General features: G+C 70.0%; 11 protein-coding genes and 1 pseudogene. 1 reads left to right on the top strand and 11 read right to left on the bottom strand.

Going from position 1 to position 20,406, the window contains the following annotated elements:
• Positions 1 to 446: 446 nt before the first annotated feature.
• Positions 447 to 2,561: pseudogene (locus AQ611_RS21065) on the bottom strand (hypothetical protein); the annotation flags it as partial.
• Positions 2,562 to 3,192: 631 nt separating this feature from the next.
• Between AQ611_RS21065 and AQ611_RS26575 the strand changes: the two are divergent.
• Positions 3,193 to 4,374, top strand: coding sequence for a GGDEF domain-containing protein (locus tag AQ611_RS26575; RefSeq protein ID WP_069235937.1), 1,182 nt, complete (start codon positions 3,193 to 3,195; stop codon positions 4,372 to 4,374).
• 236 nt (positions 4,375 to 4,610) lie between these two features.
• On the opposite strand, the gene AQ611_RS21055 is transcribed toward AQ611_RS26575, so the two are convergent.
• The 10 genes from AQ611_RS21055 to AQ611_RS21010 form a co-directional block, all read right to left on the bottom strand.
• A complete protein-coding gene (locus AQ611_RS21055) occupies positions 4,611 to 5,621 on the bottom strand; it encodes an alpha-amylase family protein (RefSeq protein ID WP_069235936.1) in 1,011 nt (336 codons plus the stop codon).
• On the bottom strand, positions 5,581 to 7,053 hold the full coding sequence (locus AQ611_RS21050; protein WP_069235935.1) for an AMP-binding protein: 1,473 nt from the start codon (positions 7,051 to 7,053) through the stop codon (positions 5,581 to 5,583). Before AQ611_RS21050 ends, AQ611_RS21055 begins: the two co-directional genes overlap by 41 nt.
• 9 nt (positions 7,054 to 7,062) lie before the next feature.
• Positions 7,063 to 7,299 carry an acyl carrier protein gene (locus AQ611_RS21045; RefSeq protein ID WP_059516342.1) on the bottom strand — a complete coding sequence of 79 codons (237 nt, stop codon included), beginning with the start codon at positions 7,297 to 7,299 and terminating at the stop codon, positions 7,063 to 7,065.
• Between the two features lie 10 nt (positions 7,300 to 7,309).
• Entirely contained in the window at positions 7,310 to 9,016 is a 1,707-nt protein-coding gene (locus AQ611_RS21040) for an MBOAT family O-acyltransferase (RefSeq protein WP_069235934.1), read from the bottom strand.
• Positions 9,017 to 9,025: 9 nt separating this feature from the next.
• Positions 9,026 to 10,192 (bottom strand): alginate O-acetyltransferase AlgX-related protein, encoded by a 1,167-nt coding sequence (locus tag AQ611_RS21035; RefSeq protein WP_083237557.1) that lies wholly within the window; start codon positions 10,190 to 10,192, stop codon positions 9,026 to 9,028.
• 359 nt (positions 10,193 to 10,551) lie between these two features.
• Positions 10,552 to 11,568: an alginate O-acetyltransferase AlgX-related protein gene (locus AQ611_RS21030; protein WP_083237492.1), complete on the bottom strand. Its 1,017-nt coding sequence runs from the start codon at positions 11,566 to 11,568 to the stop codon at positions 10,552 to 10,554.
• 58 nt (positions 11,569 to 11,626) lie between these two features.
• Positions 11,627 to 12,715, bottom strand: coding sequence for an alginate O-acetyltransferase AlgF (locus tag AQ611_RS21025; RefSeq protein WP_069235932.1), 1,089 nt, complete (start codon positions 12,713 to 12,715; stop codon positions 11,627 to 11,629).
• Between the two features lie 64 nt (positions 12,716 to 12,779).
• Positions 12,780 to 15,476: an NfrA family protein gene (locus AQ611_RS21020; protein WP_083237491.1), complete on the bottom strand. Its 2,697-nt coding sequence runs from the start codon at positions 15,474 to 15,476 to the stop codon at positions 12,780 to 12,782.
• The gene (locus tag AQ611_RS21015) at positions 15,473 to 17,953 is read right to left on the bottom strand and encodes a glycosyl transferase family protein (protein ID WP_231936031.1); all 2,481 of its coding nucleotides are present in this window, start codon (positions 17,951 to 17,953) and stop codon (positions 15,473 to 15,475) included. Before AQ611_RS21015 ends, AQ611_RS21020 begins: the two co-directional genes overlap by 4 nt.
• Positions 17,953 to 20,367 carry a cellulose biosynthesis cyclic di-GMP-binding regulatory protein BcsB gene (locus tag AQ611_RS21010; RefSeq protein WP_146011765.1) on the bottom strand — a complete coding sequence of 805 codons (2,415 nt, stop codon included), beginning with the start codon at positions 20,365 to 20,367 and terminating at the stop codon, positions 17,953 to 17,955. The genes AQ611_RS21015 and AQ611_RS21010 overlap by 1 nt, the downstream gene beginning before the upstream one ends.
• Positions 20,368 to 20,406: the final 39 nt, after the last annotated feature.

The following is a 20,406-nucleotide window of genomic DNA, read 5'->3' as shown; positions in this document are numbered from 1 at the left end:
CCGTGCCCTTTCGATGGAGCGCGCTGAGTTGCGGCGTAATCCATGCTGGGTATCGCACAACCGACCGAATTTGCGCGGCGCGTCCGTTGGCTGGCCGCCGTGCTCGTCGTGAAGTAGCCTGGACCGGCGGCTAATGTTGAATTCCCCCGAATGCGGACTCGCCCGCGGTTTTGGTTTTCTAATTGCCAGATCCGCGGCGGCCTTTGTCCGCGTAGCCAGCGAATATCGTTGGAAATATTGACAGATCGCGGTATGCGGATTCGAACGGCCAAGAAAAGGGATGAATGTTTGCGAAATGTCGGGGGGCGCGGTTTGAGCGGATTTGAAAGACGGTTTGTATCGAGCGTCATGAATCAACTGCGCCGCAAACAATCGGCTGCGCTCGACATATCGAGCGCGGCGGGCCGCCCCGCGTATCGCGAAGCGGCCCCAGCCGGCGATCAGTGCCGGATGTCCCACCAATATTGGCCCGAGCGCAGTTTCGGGCTCTGAATCGCCAGATAGGTCGTGCTCCAAAGCTGCGCGGCATTGGCCTCGGTTGCATCGGCGCTGCGGGTGCCGAACGCTTCGGTCCGGTATTGGCCGTTCGCATACGACCACGACCACATTTCGGTCGAGCGCATGTCGTTCGCGTTCGTGATGACCTGCCAGATCTGTTGCCGGGCTTGGCTGAGCAGCGTGCGCACATTACCGGGCAAGTCGGTGCGCGCAAGCTGGCGGTCGAGGCCGGCAATCCACATCGCCTGCTGCCACGACCAGACCACCGTGCCGTGGTATGCCGCGCTCGTGAAGCGCGGCCACAGCGATTGGCTCGCATAAGCAGGATTGGCGATCAGCAGGCCGGCGTCGGTGACGAGCCCGGCCGGGAACGGGCGCATCACATCGGTGACGATATGCGTGAGCTGGTCCGCGGGCGGCGTGCCGAACAGCAGCGTGAAGCCGCCATCCGAGTTCATGATCGGAATCGGCGCGCCTTGTTCGTCGAGCGAAACCGCATCGAACGACAGCGGGGCGGTGGGCGGCGGGCCGGCCGGCACGCCCGCCTGCGGCGCATATGCGGCGAGTTTCGCGCTCGCGTCGGCGGGCGTGAGCGCGACGCGGAAGAATGCAGGCGCGCTGTTCTCCCAGGCGGCGGCTTCGGTTGCCGCACCGGCGAGCGTGGCGCGTTGATCGCCGCTCAAATACGGATCGAGCAGCCCGCGCTCCAGGAAGCGGTTCGCGGCGCGCAGCGCAGCCGGCACGAGCGCGACGTTCACGTCGTATGGGTACACGCCGCCGCCCAGACCATCGGTGCTGTCGCGCCAGTTGCCGACGATTTCGCCGGGTCGCAGCCGAATCAGATTCGTTGCGACGGGCTGCTGCGCGAACGGCTGCGCGGTGGACGCAACGCGCAGCAGATTGGCGACGAAGCGCTGACCGTTCGTGACGCCGTCGCTGCCCTTTTGCGCGAGATACGCGGCTGCGCGCGCCTGGCCGCGCGGATCGTCGATGAGCCAGTCCGCCATGATCGGCGCGAGCATGTAGTCGCCGTCGATCATCTTGTAGTCATAGGTTGGCGTCGGATCGTTCGGGCGGCCATGCTTGCGGTTGTCGATCAGCGCGAATTCGCCGATGCCTTCCTCGTGCGCGACCTTGCCGTCCGGCGACAGGCGGCTCAGCACCGAACTCAGTCCGGCTTCGATCACGTCGGGCTGCAACACGGGCATCAGCATGCGCACCGAGATCAGCGTGTCGCGGCCGAAGTAGGTATCGTACTGCCACGAACCTGCCAGCAGCTTGTCCTGGAAACTTAGGAATTCGAACACGTTCTGGTTCAGCGCATCGGGGTTGACCGATGACGTGAACAGATCCGGACGGGTGATCGGCCGCAATGGCGTCTCGCCGGTGAATGCCTCGATGCGCAGACGCATCGGCTGCGTGCTGTTCAGCGTTCGCAGCGTCAGCTTGCCGGTGTTGTCGGACGTCATCGTGCCGCCGCTCAGCAGCGTGATCCGTAACGCGTATCCCGGCGCGCCGTCGACGCGGTTGCGCTGCCAAGTCACCGCGTTGCCCGACACGGACGGCGACACGACGATATCGGACGGCACTGCCGCGCCGCCATTGTAGTCGCGCAGGAAGCGCACCGAACTCAGCAGTGCTTGCTTGATCGACAGGCTGCTCACGTCGGCGGAGACGTCCGCGCGGATGCCGTATAGCGGCCTGCCGGCCGAGTCCCGCATTTGCGCGGCGGCAATCGGCGCGTCCTGGCTCCAGTTGACGGGCTGCGGCGTGTCGTCGAACCAGAGGCCGGTGCCGCTGTTGCCCGCCGGAAAGACAACGAGCAGCCGAGGCTTGGTCGACGAGCGCATCAACAAGTGCGCGGCGACCTTGTCTTGCCGGTAGAACGCATTGATTTGTCCGCCGCGATCGAGCCTGAATGCGAGGGCGGAACTGCTCGCATTGTCGCCGCCGGTTTGCGACGACGCATTGTCGTCGTCGCCGGAGCAGCTCGCCAGAAAGACGACGAAAATAGCGAGTACTAAATGGGTCAAGACGTTCGTGATTGCGATACGTGCCCTCATCTCTCCTCCATTTTTTATGCGCGCGTGATGCAGCGCGCAGCGGTTGCGCAGGCTGCACTGGACGCGTCGATGCGTCAGCGCCACCCGATGCTAAACCAATCTGCATGCGATTGTCTCGTGCGCGTATGTGGCGAGGCGCACATTTGGAGGGCGGAGATTTGCCGAGGATGCCACGCCGCCGGGCCGCCGCGCGCGGGCCGATGCGATATTTCTTCGACGTGCTGAATCGTTCGTTTTTACGGGATATAATCGCCCGCGTTGATATAGCAAGCCATGGTGGCTGAGCGGGCCGCGCGCCGCTTTATAGCGGCGTTTTCGCAGTTCGCGCAGCCGAATCCAGGGCTTCGATTAAATTTACGGGGTTGCTTCAATACAAGCTTCATTGCGCGTTTATCGGCCAATCTTTCGTATTGCATCATGCGAAAGCGCCGGGGCGCGTAACTGACGCTGCATGCGCGCGGGGGAATCGCCACACGGTAGGCCGTGCTCGATCGGGGCGCTCGAACGTCGTTTTGCCTGCTTGCCGCAATATGCCGGCGGGACGGGCGGCGCTCGGCCGTGTCGCGAGAACGGGGCCGTGATTGTTGGCTCGCCTGTGCCATGCCGCCATCGCGCAGCGACGACCAGGCACATGCCCGCTCATATCACGCCTAATCAGGTTCTCCAGCTCATCGTGCCGGGCGTATCGCTGCTGTTCGCATGCGGCTTCGTCGGAACCTGGCTCTTCGAGCGCAAGCTGCGTTATCTCATCCTGTTGGCGTTGTCGTTTTTTTTGTTTGCGTGCGGCGTGACGCTGCAAATCCTGCATATGCCGCAAGCATGGCAGCCGAATGCGCTCGTTTCGGCTGCCTTTTACGTCGCGAGCATTCAGGCGCTCGCGGAAGGCGTCGTGTGCCGATGGGGCCTGCATTTCCGGCGCGCGACGCACGCGGGCGTGCTGGCCGGTGTGCTGGCCGGCATTGCGTACTTCAGCTACGGCGTGCCGAACCTGATCGCGCGAATCTATCTGTTGAACTATAGCGCGGGCCTGATGATACTCGCGGCGGTCGCCCGTATCTGGGCGCGCGGCAAAGGCCGCACGATCAATCGCGTATTGACCGGCAGCCTGCTGTTGTTCGGCCTGAGTTTTCTCGTCAGAACGCCGCTGACCGTCAGCCGCACGCTGCCTCACAGCCCCGAGCAATTCGGGCAGAGTACGTTCTGGATCGCGCTGCAAGTGTCGCTCGCGTTGCTGGGCGGAGTCATGGGAATGGTTCTGATCGGCGCGGGAGTGGCGGACATGATTCAACATCTTGTCACCGAGCGCGATTTTGATCCGTTGACCGAAACGATGAGCCGGCGTGCGTTCGAGCGGCACGCGTCGCGGCATCTGGCGAGCCCGCGCAGCCGTCCGCTCGCGCTTATCCTGTTCGACGTCGATCATTTCAAATCCATCAACGACAGGTATGGGCATGCGGCCGGCGATGCCGTGCTGCGCGGGTTCGGCCGGCTGTTGCGCGATATGGTGCGGCCGGGTGACGTGGTCGGGCGCATCGGCGGCGAGGAGTTTGCGATCCTGTTGCCGCATACCGGCCGCGACGGCGGATGCGCGATAGCGGAGCGAGTGCGCGAGGCACTCGAATCGGCGCATTTCGACGGGCCCGCGCGAGGCTTGAACGTGACGGTGAGCGCGGGGGTCGTCGAGCATCGGCGCGCCGAGACGGTAGCGATGCTGCTCGCGCGCGGCGACGTGTTGCTGTACGACGCGAAGCGGGGCGGACGCAATCGGGTCGTCGCCGAGCAAGCGGCCGTGCGCCCGGTCGACGCGGTGTGACGGCGGCGCGTGCTGTCGGGCGCCGCAGGTTGCTGTCGATGGGCCGAGGTTGGGTGAAAGTGTCAGTGTGAAAGCGTCAATCGCCCGGTTGTCGGCAGCCGAGGTCTTGGCCGAACCGCCGTTGAGCGGGTGTGACGCGGTCCGGGAAGCCGAACCGTTCGGACCGAGCACTGCGCCGGCGTTTGCATGTTTGGCATGCCGGCCGGACCGCTGCCGGTTGCCCGCGCCAACCGTTGCTAATCCCCGTATCGGCGCGCGCCGGAACGCGGCCGGCGCGCATCAGCGGCCGCTGCGGCGCGGTGTTCGGCCAGCGCGCGCACCACGCCCGGCGGCACGTAATGCGGGCCGTCGAATAGATACGCCGGATAGCCGCGATACGCTTCAAGCTGCGGTTGCAATTCCGCCGCGGTGGCGGCGCGCAGCGTCCCGTTCGGCAAGGTCCTGAACGCCTCGGCGATGATCCGCACGCGCGGCGCGCCGAGCGTTGCTGCCAGCGCGTCGGCATACTCGCGCGCGATGCGCGGTTCGCGCACATAGCCGCCGCAACCGTCCTGAAAGAACACGCCGACGTCGCGCGGCAGCCAACTGTCGAGCCATGCGGCAAGCGCGGGGCCGCCGATGTTCGAGTTGTCGTAGACGCTGATCCACAGCGGTTTCGGCAGCGCTTCGAGCAGCGGCTTCAACGTGTCTGCACGTTTCCAGGTCGGGTCGACCTCGACCGGAAAATACCAGCCCGAGACGTGCACGGCGGGCGGTGCAAGCGCAAGCGCGAGCGATTGCGCAACGAGCTGGGGCGTGCGCTCGCGGGCCTCGGTCTCGTCGAAGCGGCCCGCGAGTCCGACGATCACATTGCGCGCCCACGGCTCGCGGCCGATGCGCTTCCAGTCGGGCAACCGGGCGACGGTGGGCAGCCCCGCGCCGGCGACGAGCGCCACGCCGTCAACGGCGCTCCACTGGACGAGCAGATCGGTGACGCCGAGCGCGTCCCAGTCGCCGCGCGGGTTGGCGTGCGCATCGTCGGGCTGCCAGACGATGCCTTGAACGAGCGGCGCGCCGTGCAGCGGCGGCGGTGAAGTTGGCGAGGGCGGCGGCGCGGGCGAGGCGGCTGGCACGCGCGCGCAGGCTGCATGGCCGATCGCGAGCAGCAGCGCGAGCGCGGCGGCGGCCCGATGCGCGAGGCGCGTTCGCGTAGATCGGCGGCTGGCGTTATCGGCTGGAGCGATCGAGTTGCGCATGTCGGTATTCATCGGCGAGCCGGGCCCGGTCGATCTTGAAGTTGACGGTGACGGGCAGCGTGCGGCACGCGATCAGTTCGGACGGAATCATATAGGGCGGCAGCCGCTCGGCGAGCCGCGTCTTCCAATCGGACGCGACGGACGCCGGCAGCGCGTCGTGCGAGCCGGTTTCGACGAATACAACGATCCGCGCGACCGCACCGTCCGGCCGCCGCAGTGCGACCGCGGCGGCGCGCGGCGCGTTCGGCAGCGTGCCGAACGCCGCGTCGATCTCGCCCAGCTCGATCCGGTATCCGCCGAGCTTGACCTGGTCGTCGATGCGGCCGTCGCAGAATAGCAGTCCATCGTCGCGCATGCTGCCGAGGTCGCCGGTGCGGAACGCGCGCATGCCGTGGTGCTCGAACATCCGCGTGGCGTTCAAATCGTCCCGGTTCAGGTAGCCGCGCATCACGTGCGGCCCCGCGATGCACAGCTCGCCGCCGTCGACGAACACTTCGCCGTTGGGGCGCGCGCGGCCGATCGGCAAGCGCTGGGGATGCGCGTCCAGCAGCGCGTCGTCGACGACGATCCAGGTGGTCGCGACGGTCGCTTCGGTCGGCCCATAAGTGTTGATGATGCGCGCGTGCGCGAACCGTTCGCGCAGCCGCCGCGCGAGCGGCACGGGCAGCGCTTCGCCGCAGAACAGGAACGTGCGCAGCTTGGGCAGCGACGTGCCGTTGAAAGTGGATTCGATCAGTTGCTGCTGGGCGAACGACGGCGTCGACACCCAAGTATCGATCCGCTCGCGCGCGAGCCGCTCGACGAATGCCGCGCCGGGCGCGCTTGCGGCGCGCGACATCAATACGATCGTGCCGCCGAGCGACAACGTGCCGAATACTTCGTACATCGATAGATCGAAGCTGAACGGCGCCTGGTTCATGAAAACCGGGGCCGGGCCGAGTTCGAAATCCGCGGCCATCCAGTTCGCGAGCGCATCGACGCTTTCGAGGCCGATCTGCACGCCTTTGGGCTCTCCTGTCGTGCCGGACGTGAAAAGCACGTATGCCAGCCCTTTTTCAGGCAGCGTGCGCGGCGGCGGCGCATTGACGGCGGCGGCTTCGATCTGCTTGAACGTGCGGCTGCGCGCGTCGTAATAGACGTGTGCGTCGAGCGTGCGGGCGATGCTGCGCATGCGCTCGCCGGGATAGATGGTGTCGAGCGGCACGAACGGCGTGCCGAGCATCAGCGAGCCCGTGATCGCGACGAAGAACGACGCTTCCTTGTGTCCGCGCACGATCACGGGTGCATCGGGCGAGAAACCGGCGGCCTCGGCGGCCGCGCACCAGGCTTCGGCTTCGTCGGCCAGCGCGCGCCAGGTCAAAGTGCGGTCGTCGCCGACGACGGCGAGGCGTTTGCCGTCGTGCGTGCGTTCGACGAAGCAGCGAGTAAGCAGATCGAAACGCATGTGGGTCACCTAACGGTTATCGGCGATGAAGACGGCCAGTGTGTGTACGCTCGCGAGATGCTCGGCGATTTCGGTCGCGGGCACTTGCACGCCGAACTCGGCGTCCACGCGCAGCACGATCTCGACGGCCAGCACGGAATCGACCAGGCCGGATTCGATCAGCGGCGTATCGGGTTCGACGTGGCGCAGCACGATCGATTCGACGAGCTGTTTCACGTCGGCGAGGGCAAGGGGAGGGGAAGTCATTGGGGCTCCTTCAAAATTGGAAATACAGGAAACGCACTTCGCCGTGCAGTTGCGCGGCGCAGACGAGCAGCAGCGCGAGCGCGGCCGCGCTCCAGCGCCATGACGGCCGCCATGCGAGCCAGCCGGGCGCGCCGGGCGCCGCGCGTTCGAGCGCGGGCGAGAAGGGGCCCATCAGCTCGTGCGAGTTCGGCGCGAACCAGACGATCGCGAGCAGTGCGACGATGTGCGGCGCGGCCGCCGCACGGCCGAGCGCGAGCCGCAGCCAGTCGAGCGGAGAGACGCCGGCGTCGAGCGGCGGCCATGCGAGCCCGCCGGCGCCGTGCAGGCACGCCATGCGCGCGAGCATCGCGAGTGCGTCGTCGAGGCTGTGCGCGCGGAAGAACACGAAGGCGGCGAGCGCGGCGACAAAGGTGGCGAGCACGCTCGCCGCGTGACAGATGCGCGTGCGGGCGCGGCGCACGATGCCGGCGGCGGCGCACGTGGCCGCCGGCGATTGGCCGACGCTTGCGGCTGACGCGGCGTCCGTTTCCGCCCGCGATGCCGCGGCCGGTTTCGGCGTGGCGGCTTGCGCCGTCACGGATGCCGTTCGCCAATTGCGCCACGCATGGTTGATGCTCAGGTAGCCGGCATGAAGCAGGCCGTACACGAGGTATTGCAGCCCCGCGCCGTGCCAGACGCCCGCGAGCCCCATCGTGTAGAACGTCGGCAGCGCGACGGTCCACGCGAAGCCGGACGGCGTGCGTTGCGCCGCGCGCGCGGTCGGCAGCCCGCGAGCGGCGCGCCAGCGGTTGATCCGCATCGCGAGCGGATAGTACAGATAGGCGCTCAGGTAGCGCGTGAGCGTCATATGCCAGCGCTGCCAGAAATCGATGATGCTCGCGGCCTTGAACGGCGAGTTGAAGTTCAGCGGGAAGCGCACGCCGAACAGTTTCGCGAGACCGACGGCCATGTCCGAATAGCCGGAGAAGTCGAAGTAAAGCTGCAGCGCGTAAGCGATGCACGTGAGCCACGCATCGAGCGCGCTCAGCGATGCGGGTGCGGCGAAGCCGGCATCCGCGTAGACGGCGATCGGATCGGCCAGCAGCAGTTTCTTCGCGAGACCGATCGCGAACACGGTCGCGCCGATCGACAGATTGTCCGCGCGCAGCCGATAGGTGGCAGGCTGCGCGAACTGGGCCATCATTTCCTTGTGATGGAGGATCGGCCCGGCAATCAGGTGCGGAAAGAACGTGACGAACTGGACGAAGCCCAGCAGATCGGGTTTCTTGACGATCCGCGCATGGCAATCGAGCAGATAGCCGATCTGCGTGAACGTGAAGAACGACACGCCGAGCGGCAGCGCGACGCTTTGCGCGGCCTGCGCGAGCACGCCGTGCGGCGCGACGCCGAACCATTCGGTCAGGCCGCCGACGAGCGCGGCCAGATACTTGTAGCGCACGAGCACGCCGAGATCGACCGCGATCGCGGCCGTGAGCCACGCACGCCGCCAGCGCGCCGACGCGCCGGATTTCAGGATCGCGCGGCTCATCGCGTAGTTGAATGCGATCGACATTGCGAGCAGGCCGACGAACGCGGGATTCCACGCGCCGTAGAAGACGGCCGACGCGGCGCATACCCAGATCGCCGCCGCGCGCGGCGAACGCGCGCCGGCCGTGTAATAACCGGCGAGCGAGACCGGCAGGAACAGGGTGAGGAAAACGAAGGAATTGAATAGCATCGCCGGAGTTCAGTTCGACAGGAGTAGGCGGGGGCGCGGCGCATCGGCAGGCGCGGCCGAGGGGCGGGCGGCTGGGCCGGGCGTGACGCCCGGCGCTGGCGCGGCGGCGGTGGATCTCATGACAGTCGGCGCGTCGGGCGGCGCGGACAACGCATCCTCCGACATCTCCCAGATCACCACGCGCAGGCTCGCCGGCCAGCGCGCGCGGCGCGTCCACATTGCCGCGAGCGCGCGGTCGAAGCGTCCGTCGTCGACGCTTTCGTTCCATACTTCACGCCCGAGCGCCTCGCCGAGCCGTTCGGCGAACGCGCTGCGCCGCGAGAACGAACTGCCGGCGAGCAGCACCTGCACGGGCGGGCCGTCGTCGAGCAAACCGCCCGCGCGCTCGGCATGCAGCGTTTCCTGCACGTCGTCATCGGGGGCCGGCCGCCATCCGTCCGGCACGTCGCCCAAGCCGGCAAGCGCGAGCAGATCGCCGACGCGCGGCTGCTTAGCCGCGCCGCGCTCGAGCGTGAAACGGGTGTCGCCGCGTCCGCCGACGAGCGGCAGCACCGCATCGCCGACGGCGCGCGCCGCGGCTTGCGCGCCACGTGCGTTCCAATGCACGTCGGTTCGATAGAACGCCGGACGCACGGCTGAGAGCGCGCCGGTCAACTCGACATGCGCGACGCCAGCCTGCGCCAGCGCGCTTTGCCACGCGCGCCAGCGCTGCCCGATGCGCGGGTCTTGCCGCAAGCCGCACAGCGCCTGCGTCTCGACGCGCGCCTTGTCGGGCACCGTGACGACGACGAGCGCGATGCCGTCGCGGCGCAGCGCGTGCGCATAGCGATGCATCGCCGCGATGCGCGCGTTCAGCACGGCGTCGACGGGCTGCGTTGCCGCGGATTCGGGCGGCGGGTGCAGCCCGTCTGCATAGAACAGCCAGCCTGGGCAGCCTTCGCGCACCTGCGGCCCGAGATCGCCGAGCAGGCGGTAGCGCAGCGCGGCCTGCCAGCGGTGCAGCCAATGCGCATACGGGACGTCGATCGCGCGGTCGATGCGCTGCATCTGGCTGCCGTCGCGCCAGTCGCGCGCCGTGCCGATACCGAACGACGGATCGCTGCCGCCGCGCGCGACGAGCGTGACGATGGCGAGTGCGAAGCCGGCCGCGAGCAGCCCGAGCACGCATGCGGCCATTGGCCGGTGTGCGGACGCGGGCGTCGGTTTGGGGGGCTGTGGCGCGTGCCGCGGCAGTGACGATGGTGGTGCCGTTGCTGCTACCGTGGCAGACGGAGGCGTTGTCACGGACGAAGCCGCCGCCTCGGTCTCGGGCGTTGTCGAAGACGCAGACGGTGCCGCCGCCAGCGCGCCCGCATCGCGCGGCTGCGTTGGCGAAGCTGCCGCCGCCACGGCTGCCGGTTGCGCCGACGCTTGCGGCCGCGCCGCCGACGGCATTCCGCTCCCGGCGCGCGTTGCCGCTTCCGCGGGCTCTGCCGCCGCCGCTCGCGGGCCGCGCGCGCGTTCGTCCGGGCGGCGTGAATCGACGCTCGTGTCCATCAGCCGAGCGCCTTCGCGATGCGCGTGAGCCATGCGTCGTCGGGCATGATCGACGTGGCGTCCCATTGCCCCGACGCGCCGGGCCCATAGGCCATCTGTCCTTCGTTGAATTGCCAGACGATCGCGCGCGGCCGCGCGTTGCCGAATGCGGCCGATTCGAGATAGTCGACGAGGGTTTTCCACGGCCCGGTGTTGCCGAACGTCCACGTGAGCCCGACCGGGCGTTCGAGCTGATTCGACAGCCGCTGCGGGAAGCCCAAATAAGGCTGCACCATGCTGTTGCCGACGACCTGCACGGCGGGCCGGTCGTCGCCGACGAGCGCGCCGTCGCCTGCCGCCTGCCGGACGATGAAGCGGTCCTTGCCGATCGCGCGCTTGCGCTCGGGCGGCAGCAGCTCGGCGAGATCGCCGTAATGCACTTCCTCGGTCCACGGGCCGAGCGTCGGTGCTTCGCCGCCTGGGCCGAGCGGCACGCGCGCGAGGCGTTCGGCGGTGGCGAGCGCGAACGCTTCGGCCGTGTGCGCGGACCAGTGGTAATCCGCGCGGATGTAGAGGTCGTCTTCGTTCGTGCGGGCTTGCGCGAGCGCCGCGTCGCTATCGACGATGTCGACGCCGGCTTGCGCGGCGCGCGCGCGGATTGCCGCGTCGCGCTTTTGCACCGCCGCCGACACGGCTTGACCGGCGGCGAGCTTGTCCGCGCATGCACGGGCCTTGAGCGGTGCGATGACGATCGTGCAATGAATCTGCCGCGCGGCCAGTTGTGCGGCGGCCTTGCCGATCAGATCGGCAACGCTCGCGCATGCGGCGGTGTCGTCGGCGACGTAGCTTTCCCACGCGGGGAAGAGCCACCGGTCGCGGCCTTCGATCACGCCGCCTTGCGACGCGGCGCGTGCGGCACGCGGCAGCGCCGCGGCGGCGCCCGCCAACGGCATCGCGGCGAGCGCGGCGAGCAGGCGGCGGCGTTGGCCGCAGGGTTCGGGCCGGGGGTGGTTCGTCATGCTGGTCGGGATACGCATGGTTTTCTCGGTTGGGTGAAGGGGCAGGGCGGGCGTGCGGCTGACGGCGTACCGCTGCTCAGCGCGGTGCGGCCGGCCATGCAAGGTCGTCGCGCGCGCCGCTCAGCGCAGGCTTCGATGCGGGGCCGGACAGGAACAGGCTGTAGCTGTCGCCGGCGGCCAGCGCCGGCAACGCCAGCGCGGCGGCGGGAGCGGCCGGCGCGACGTTCGCGCATTGGCCGGTGAGCCGGGCGGCGACGGGGCGCACGCTGCGCGTTGCCGCTTGCGCCGCCGGCACGTGCTGGAATACCGCCGGGCCGTTGCCGGCGAGTGAGATCCGGCCGTCGCAACCGGGCGCGAAATTGAATACGTTGAGCGTGGCGCGCATTGCATCGGCGCCGGTGCGCGGCACGGCGGCCCGCATCGCGTGCCAGCCGTTTGCGTCGCGCGTGAGCGCGATGGTGATCGCGAAGCCGGCGCTCGTGTGGCCGGCGACGCGGGCGGAAGCGGCCTGTGCGGCGGCGGCGGTGGAAGCGGTGGTGGAACCGAAGGGGGACGCGCCGCGCGCGGGCGCGGTTTGCGTGCCGGCCGACGGCGCGGCGGCGCGTGCGCGGGCAGCCGATGCGCCGGCCGATGGACTGTCCGACGGGTTGACCGATGAGCCGCCCGATGAATTGGCAGGTGAATTGGCAGCGGCGGCATCGGCAGCATTCGCGCGGGTGGCGTCGCCCGCATCGCCCGCTTCGCCCGCGATGCGGGCGGATGCCCCGAGCGGCCGGCCGTCGACGGTGACGTCGAGCGGCGTACCTGGCGTGACGACGCTCAGCCGCGTCGCGGTGCCCGCTTCGAGCCGGCTCGCGCCTGCGCTGCCGGGCAGCGCGACGCGCACGGCGTGCGCCGACAGGTTCACGACGCGCAGGTAGGTCGCATTCGCGGGCGGTTGCGGGCCGTAGAGACTTGCGACGTCGTCGGCCGCGGCCTGCGCGGCTGGGGCAGCGAGCGCGGCAAGTGCGGCGAGCAGCGCCGCGCCCGCGCGCGACATCGCCGCGCGGCGCAGTCCAGCCGCGGCCGGCTGGGGCGGCGCGATCCGTTGGACTATCGGCGGTATGGCGTGCTGATCGGTTTTGGAATGCAGTGCCGGGTTGACGGTGATTCGGCTCGGTTTCATGGCGGATTCGGTTGGTCGGGTGGATCGATCGGGGTGTCGGTCAGTCGGCATCGGATCGGCAGGCTCAGTAGGAAAAAATCGCGGAGAAGAACACGCCGCGCGCGCGATCGTCGCCGGCGAGCTTCCAGCGGTATTGCAGCGACAGGTCGACGAACGAGCGGCGCGTGTCGTAGCGGCCGTCGCGAAACGCATAGCGCGTCGAGACGCCGACGCCCGCGCCGAGCGGCACGCCGCCGCCCATGCTCGAGTCGTAGTCGGCGCCGATCACCGCATGCGGGAACACTGTCCAGTACGGCGTGACGCGCTCGACGCGCAACGTGCGGCCTGCTTCGATGCTGCCCGTCGCGTAGTGGGTCGACTGATGGACGTAGTGGCCCGCTTCCCCGTAGCCGCGCACGGTCCACCACGACGGCACGTCGCGGCGCCACTCGGTGCCGATGCCGCCCGCGTAGCCGAGCCGCACCAGCCAGTCGCCGCGCGCCTGCGAGCCGATCGGCACGAGGCGCTCGAACGCGACGATTGCGTCGAGATCCGCGAACGGCTTCACGCGCGCGCCGAGCGCGGCTTCGAGCGTGCTTGCGCCGCCGCGGCCGTCGCCGCCGAAGCTCCCATAGCCGCGTGCGTAGACCTCGAACAGCCGGTCTCCGAGGCTGCCGAACGGCCGCCAGTACGCTTCGATACCTGCCTGCCAGCCGTTGTCGATCGCCGACGGCGCGCCGCCGTAACCGGGATGCAGACCCATGCCGCGATAGTCGAGCGAGGCCTGCCAGCCCCAGCGGCGCGTGGCTTCGGCGTGAGCCGCGCGCAACTCGTCGAGCTGTTGCGCGGCGGCGAGGCGCTTGTCGTTCGCGGCGAGTTTGGTGTCGATCGCGCGCTCGAAATAACGGGCGGCGTCGGCGTCGCGCCACGCGCCCGCGCTCGCGTAGCCAGCGTCCGCGAGCGCATCGGCGGGCAGTTTGGCGCCGCCGGCGGCGTCGGCGCGCCGGAATTCGCGCAGCGCGCGCCGCTCGTCGCCCGCGCGCAGCGCGACGTAGGCGGCTTCGAGCGGCGGCAGCGCGTCGAGCATGCCGTCGCGGAGCATCGTGCGTGCCGTTGCGCGCGCGCTGGTGGCGTCGCCGGCCTCGTCGAGCGCGTCGATCAGCTCGACGCGGTGCGCGGCGCTGGCCGGCGCGGCGGCGACGGCGTCGCGCGCATGACGCAGCGCGGCCTGCCTGTCGCCGCGCGCGGCCGCGCGGGCCGATGCGCGAGCGGCCGCGAAACCGGGGTCCGCGGGCGACACGTCGCAGCCGGCGCCGAATTCGTCGATTTCGCAATCGATGATCGGACGGGCGCGCGCGAGCAGCAAAGCGGCAGGCGCGGGCGCGGCCGGCGGCGGCAGCGCGGGGGCCGGCGTGGCGTGCGCGGCGGATGGCGCGGCGGCGAGCGGCTCCAGCGCTTGCTGCCGCACGATTTCGGCTGGCTGGCCGAGGTCCGCCTGATGCGCTTGCCGCCTGTCGTCGGCAAGCGCCGCGCGCGCTGGGTCCGTGGCCCGTTCGTTCGCATGGCCCGCGCTTGCCGCGCGGTCCGCCGGCAGGCCGAGCCGCCGGCGCGCGGTTGCGATGCGCTCGGTGATCAGCGCGTCGGTGTCGTCGCCGCTGGGGCGCAGCGGCGTGAGTGCGTCAAGCGCGCGCTGCGGCCGTCCTGTTTCGATCCAGATGTCCGCTGCGATCGCGCGCGCGATGTTGCGGGTGGAGCGCGCCGCATCCGATTCGCCGAACACGTGGCCGAGATCGGCGTCGGATGCGTCGAACCGCTGCTGGGCCGCGCGCGCGTAGGCGCGATAGACGTATGGCATCGGTTCGGTGTTGTCATACGCGATCGCGTCGGTTGCCGCGGCCTCGAGCGCGGGCCAGTCGCCCAATGCCGACAGCGCGTCGAACAGTTCGACCCGGTAATCGATCGCATCGGGCGCATACGCGACGGCGTCGCGCGCGGCGTCGCGCGCGCGCGGCAGATCGCCGCGTTCGAGCGCGTGCCACGCGTCGGTCGATGCGGCGGGCGCAAGATGACTGCCGATGAAAAAGCGCCGCAACCGCAGATCCTCGTTTTCGCCGAAGCGGCGCGTCGCATCGGCGGCAGTGCGCCACGCGAGCGCGTACTGGCCGTCGGCATTGGCGGCGTCGATCAGCAGCAAATGCCAGCGCAATACGTCGCCGCGCAGCGCGATCGCCTGCGCGGCGAGCCGCGCGGCATCGGCGTAGCGCTTGTCGGCATACGCGGCATAAGCGGTTTTCGCGGTTTCGAACGCCGGGCCTGCCAGGTTGTCGCCTGCCGTGCCGGATACGCGCTCGGCGCGCTCGGCCTGTGCGATCGCGCCGAGCAGCGCATCGATTTGCGCGCGACGCTGAAGCAGCGCGTGGCGCGGGCCGAGCGTGCGGATCGCGTCGTCGAGCGCGCGGCGTGCCGGGGTGTACTGCCGGCGTGCGGCGAGCGAATTCGCGAGCAGCAGCCGCAGCTGGACCACATCGGGCCGCTGGCGGATGGCTTCTTGCGCGAGCGCGACCGCGCGTGCGTAGTCGCGCCGGTCATAGGCGTCGTATGCGCGTTGCGCGACGCGGTATGCGGCGCCCGCGAGCGGCAGCGGCAGCGCGTCGGGCGTGGCGGCGCGGGCGGGAGTGCCGCAGCCGAGCAGCGCGGCGCATGCGCAGGCGAGCGCCGCACGGCCGCGCAATCGCGGCAGGGTGCGGCTGGGCCGCGCGGGTGGGGGAAAGAGTCCGTTCATGTCGTGGCGGGCAGCGCCGCTCGCAGGCGGCGCTGTTGTTCAATGACGTCGTCGAGCGACGCGCGCGAGATCACGCTGTGCTCGACCATGTACTCACCGATGCGGCCGTCGTGCTCGGGGCGATAGCGGCTGAGCGCCGCGTCGAACGCGCTGCGCCGCACATGGCCAAGCTCGATCAGCAGATCGCCGAGCAGCGGGACGCTGCGCCCAGGCAGCAGGCAAGCGTTGCCGATCGCCGCTGCGCCGTTCGGGCAGCGGGCGCCGCGGGCGGGGTCCGCTGCCGCCGTGCCCGCGTGATTCGGTTGCGCTTTGGAGATGCCGCGCGGCGTGCCATTTGCCGCCGCGTTCGCGTCGGCATGAGCGTGTGCATCGCCGGCCGCCGCGACGGTTGCGACCGCCGCGATCGAATCGGCTTCGTCGCATGCATCGCACGATGTCGAGGCGGCGATGCCGTCCGGCGTGGCGCCGGTTCGATCGCGACTCGTGCGGGCTGCCGCGACGTCGTCGTGATGGTGTGCCGAATCGCGTCGAGCGCCGGCGTTGCCGGCGGCCGGAACGGCCGACGCGGCGCTTCGCCCGCACAGCAGCCGCAATCCGTCGGCGATCTCGCCTTCGCGCACGATGCGCTGAACAACGCCGGTGCCGAGCCCGCGCGCCAGCTCGGCGAGCGTCGCCGCATCGAGCGGATTGGCGCTCAGCACGATCGCATTGCCCGCGTCGTCGCCGCCTTGCGGCAGCACCCGATGGCGCACGATCGTCTCGAGCGGCAGCGCGGCGTCGTGCCGCGCGAGCGCGCGCACGTCGAGCCTGCCGCGTTCGAGATCGGCCTGGAACGCGATCGCCTCGGCCAGCGTTTCGTCGTCCAGCCAGCCCTTGGCCATCAGCACGCGCCCGAGCGGCGCCTCGCGCGCATGATCGTCGTGCAGCGCGCTTTCGAGCTGGGCGGCGTCGATCGCCTGCCACGACACGAGCAGCTCGCCCAGCCGCTGGCGGCGCTCGGCCAGGCCGTCGGCGGACGGGAAGTCGTGCATGGTCTTGTCCCACGCGAGCCGCTTACCGGTGACGAGATGCGCGATGAACAGCCGCCACGCGCGCGACACGGCCATGAAGTTCACGAAGTTGCCGATCACCATCCGCGGCACCGACAGCAGCCCGTGCTCCCAGCCGTACAAGCGCGTGACGAAATACGCGCGCTGCACGGCGCGCAGCGTCAGCGCGCACGCGTTGAGCCATAACAGCGCGCTGAACCAGCGCGAATCGGACAGCGGCGACACGGTGAACGGCGGCGCGACGCCGAGCGCGTCGGCAAGCGCGAACAGCAGGAATTGCGCGACGAGCACGTAGCCGAGGATGCCGACGAACGCGGTGACGATGCCCTTGCGGTCGCGCAGCAGCAGATAGCGGTTCGCGAGCGAGCCGGAAAACCCGGTTTGCCGCCAGCCTTGCAGACCGATGCCGAGCGTCCAGCGCGCGCGCTGCCGATACGCGGTGCGAAACGTATCGGGAAAGAACTCGCGCACGCACAGCGGCATCGTCAGCGTGAACTCGCGCTCGGGGCCGAGGCCGAACCACGATTTGCGGCGCGTGGCGAACGTCACCGGAAAGCGCGCGAAGATCGACTGCATGCCCAGTTTGCCGAGCCGCGCGCCGACGTCGTAGTCTTCGGTGAGGCTGTCGGTGTTGAACGGCTGGTTGTGCGATTCGTCGATCAGCGCGAGCAGCGCGCGGCGCGAAAAGCAGGTGCCCACGCCGGCCGACGGCACGACGCCTGCCAGGCTCTCGCGCACGACGAGATCCTTCGCGTGCCATTCGGCGAACTCGTCCATGTAGGTGCCCGCGACCAGCTCGAACCAGTGCCGCTCGAGCGACGTGACCGGAAGCTGGATCATGTCCTTGCGCGGCAGCAGGTAGTTGAAGAATTTCAGCTCGAGCGGATGCAGCACGTCCTCGCTGTCGTGCAGCACGACGCCCGCGAACTCGATGCCCGCGTCGCGCTCGTGCTTGAAGATCGCCTGGATCACCCAGTTCAGGCAGTCGGCCTTGCAGGTGGGGCCGTCGTGCGGCACCTCGACGCGGCGCAACTGGCGGTAGCGCCGCCGCATCCGCTCGACTTCGGCGATCGTGCGCGCATCGTTGCGATAGGTGCCGACGAATACGACGTAGCGGCGGTAGTCGAGCACGCGGATCATGTCTTCGAGCATCGCGGCGATCACGTCGTATTCGAGCCACGCAGGCACCATGATCGCGATCGGCTGCTCGGCGCGCGCGTGCAACTGCGCGGCGGTGAGCGGCCGATGGCGGCGCTCGATCGTGAAGCGGCGGTACAGCGTGCGGGCCCAGAACCACGCGTCGATGAACAGATCGTCCAGGCTCGACACGAAGATCACGATCGCGACGAACACGGCAAGCGCCTCGAGGCCGCTGTAATAGCGGTCGAGCGCATAGGCTCCGTACCAGTGCAGCGCGTCGGCGCTCATCACGCGCCGCTCCGGTTGCGATGGCGACGGCGTGCGATCGCGGCGGCGGCGAGCAGCACCGCAAGCGCGGCCACCGCGCCGGCCGCGATCAGCCACGGCAGGCCGCGCGCCGCGCGGCGCACGCCGGTGTCGCGATCGGACACGGGCTCGCCCGGATGACGCGAGTCGAACAGGCTCGCCACGCCGTTCGACGACACGAGCGCGACGTCGCCGCGCGACAGGCGCAGCGCCGCGGGCAACTGCGGCGGCGCCGCGTCGAGCGAGCGATAGACGATGCCGGGCGTGCTGCCCGATTGCGCAACCTGAATCACGGCGAGATGCCGCAGATCGGAGACGTCCGCATAGACGCGCCCCGCCGGATCGGTGAGCGTCAGGCGGTTTTTCGACAGCGCGGCGCGGCTCGTCTCGTGCGGCAGCGCGACGTCGGCGGCGAGGAACGGGCCGCTCGGCGCGGCGGCCGTGCCGTTGGCGGCGACCGACAGCGTCGCGCGCGTCGGCGCGAGCCCGGCGATGCTCGCGAGCCGGGCCAGACGCGCGAGCGACGCGGGCGCGTCGTCGAGATACGCGGCCGGCACGATCACCTCGGCCGCGTGCGAAAAGCGCGCGAGCAGGCCGGTGAAATCATCGTCGGGATGCGCGTTGGCCAGCGTGACGTGGCTCGTCGGCAGCACGGCGACCGGATAGCCTTGCGAGCGCGCTTCGCAGCCGCCGTCGAGGCGGCGCTGGAACACGACGCGCAGCGCGTTGGTGGGCGCAAGCGCGTAGCGCGGAATGTGCGCGGCGATCCGCTCGGGTTTGCCGTTCTGCGTGAGCAGTTGCGACGCGATCAGCACGCCGTTCAGATAGATCGACGCAATTTCGCCTTCGGCGCGCGGCGTTGGCGCGGCGGCGACGTCGAGCACGACTTGGTCGGGCAGCTTGCCGTCGCCGGCGAGCGCCGCCAGCTCGAAGCTCGCTTCCCACATCGCGCGGCCGAGCACGTCGAGCGTGCGCGGCTCGCCGCCGAGCGCGGCGAGCGAAATCCGCTCGGCGTGCGCGTAGGGCGTATCGTCGAGGCGGTGCGCGACATAGCGCTGCGCGACACCGATCGGCCGCCACGCGCGGGCGAGCGCGGCGACGCCTGCGTTGTCGCCGACCACGATCGCCGTCTGGCCCGCCAGATGCGCGATGCGCACTTCGCCAGCAGCGAGCGGGCGCTCGATCGGACCGAACGTGCGCTCGCGCCATGCATCGAAGGCGGCGGCGCTCGGCGGCGACGCCGCCGCGACCTGCGTGCGCAATGCGTTCAACGCGTCGCGCGTGGCGCGGCGCAGCGTGTCGTCGGCGACGATGACGTCAGGCGCGAACGCGGCGCGCGGCGCGAGCGCGAGCAGCGCGCCGAGCTGCGCGGCGTCGGCGAGCTTGACGCCGCCGCGCGTCGCGCCGGCGGCGGACGCGGCCGGCGACTGCCGGGCGTTCGATGCGCTTGCGTCTGCCTGGCCCGCTGCGCTCGATGCGTCCGCCACCGCTGCCGCATTCGGTCCCGCATTGGGTCCATTCAGCGCGCCCGGCCCGCCGGCCGCCGCCGACGCAGGCAATCCCGATCCGCCAGACGACTTCGATCCGCCCGTGCCGCCCGCCGCCAGCGCGGCGAACGCCGGCACGGCACGCAATGCGGCCGGCACGTCCATGCCGGTCAAATCGACGGTGTCGCCGACGGCGGGCCATGTGCGCACGACCGGCCTGCGGCCTTCACGCTCCGCGAGCGTGCCGATGCGCCACGCTGCGTCGAACGCAGCCGGCGCGACGCGCGGCGCGGCGATCGCCACGACCGGCGCGACCGGCAATGCGCTCCACGCGGTGCGCACGTCGGTAATCGCGGCGGGATCGAAGCGGTAGGTCAGGCGCGTGCTCGGCGCGATGCGCAGCACGTTGCCGATCGCGGTCTGATCCGTGCACAGCCGCTCGTCGATCACCGACGACCATTGCAGCCCGACGCGCACAAAGCCGCCCGGCCGCGCCGTGCCGTCGACGCCGATGCTCGTCGCGGCGTCGCCCTGCGTCAGCGTGAAGCCGCGCGCGAGCACCGGTGCGCCGTCAAGCGAGACGAGCATCGTCGTGCGGCCGCCGTCGGCGTGCAGATACGCACCGTCGAGCTGTAGCGTCGCCGCATCGAGGGGCACGCCGGCCGGCACCGGCAGATAGAGTTCGTGGCGGGTGTCGGGCGCGGGCAGCACGAGCGGCTCGTGCATGCCGAGCGCGTCGAGCGACACGCTGCGGGTGACGGCGCGATGCTCGCCGAGACGGGCGAGCGCATCGGCGATGCCGCCGGGCGTGGCAAAGACAAGCGGTGCATGCGCGAGCAGCGCGGCGGGCGCGGCGATCGCGAGGAAGTGAAGGCGTGCGCGGCGGCACAAGGGCAGAGGGCAGGTCACGGGTTCTCTCAGGTGAAAGGCGCGAGTCAGGATGCGGAT

It is taken from the genome of Burkholderia singularis, from assembly GCF_001718875.1.
Taxonomy (GTDB): domain Bacteria; phylum Pseudomonadota; class Gammaproteobacteria; order Burkholderiales; family Burkholderiaceae; genus Burkholderia; species Burkholderia singularis.
This window is presented reverse-complemented; position numbering and strand designations above follow the sequence as displayed.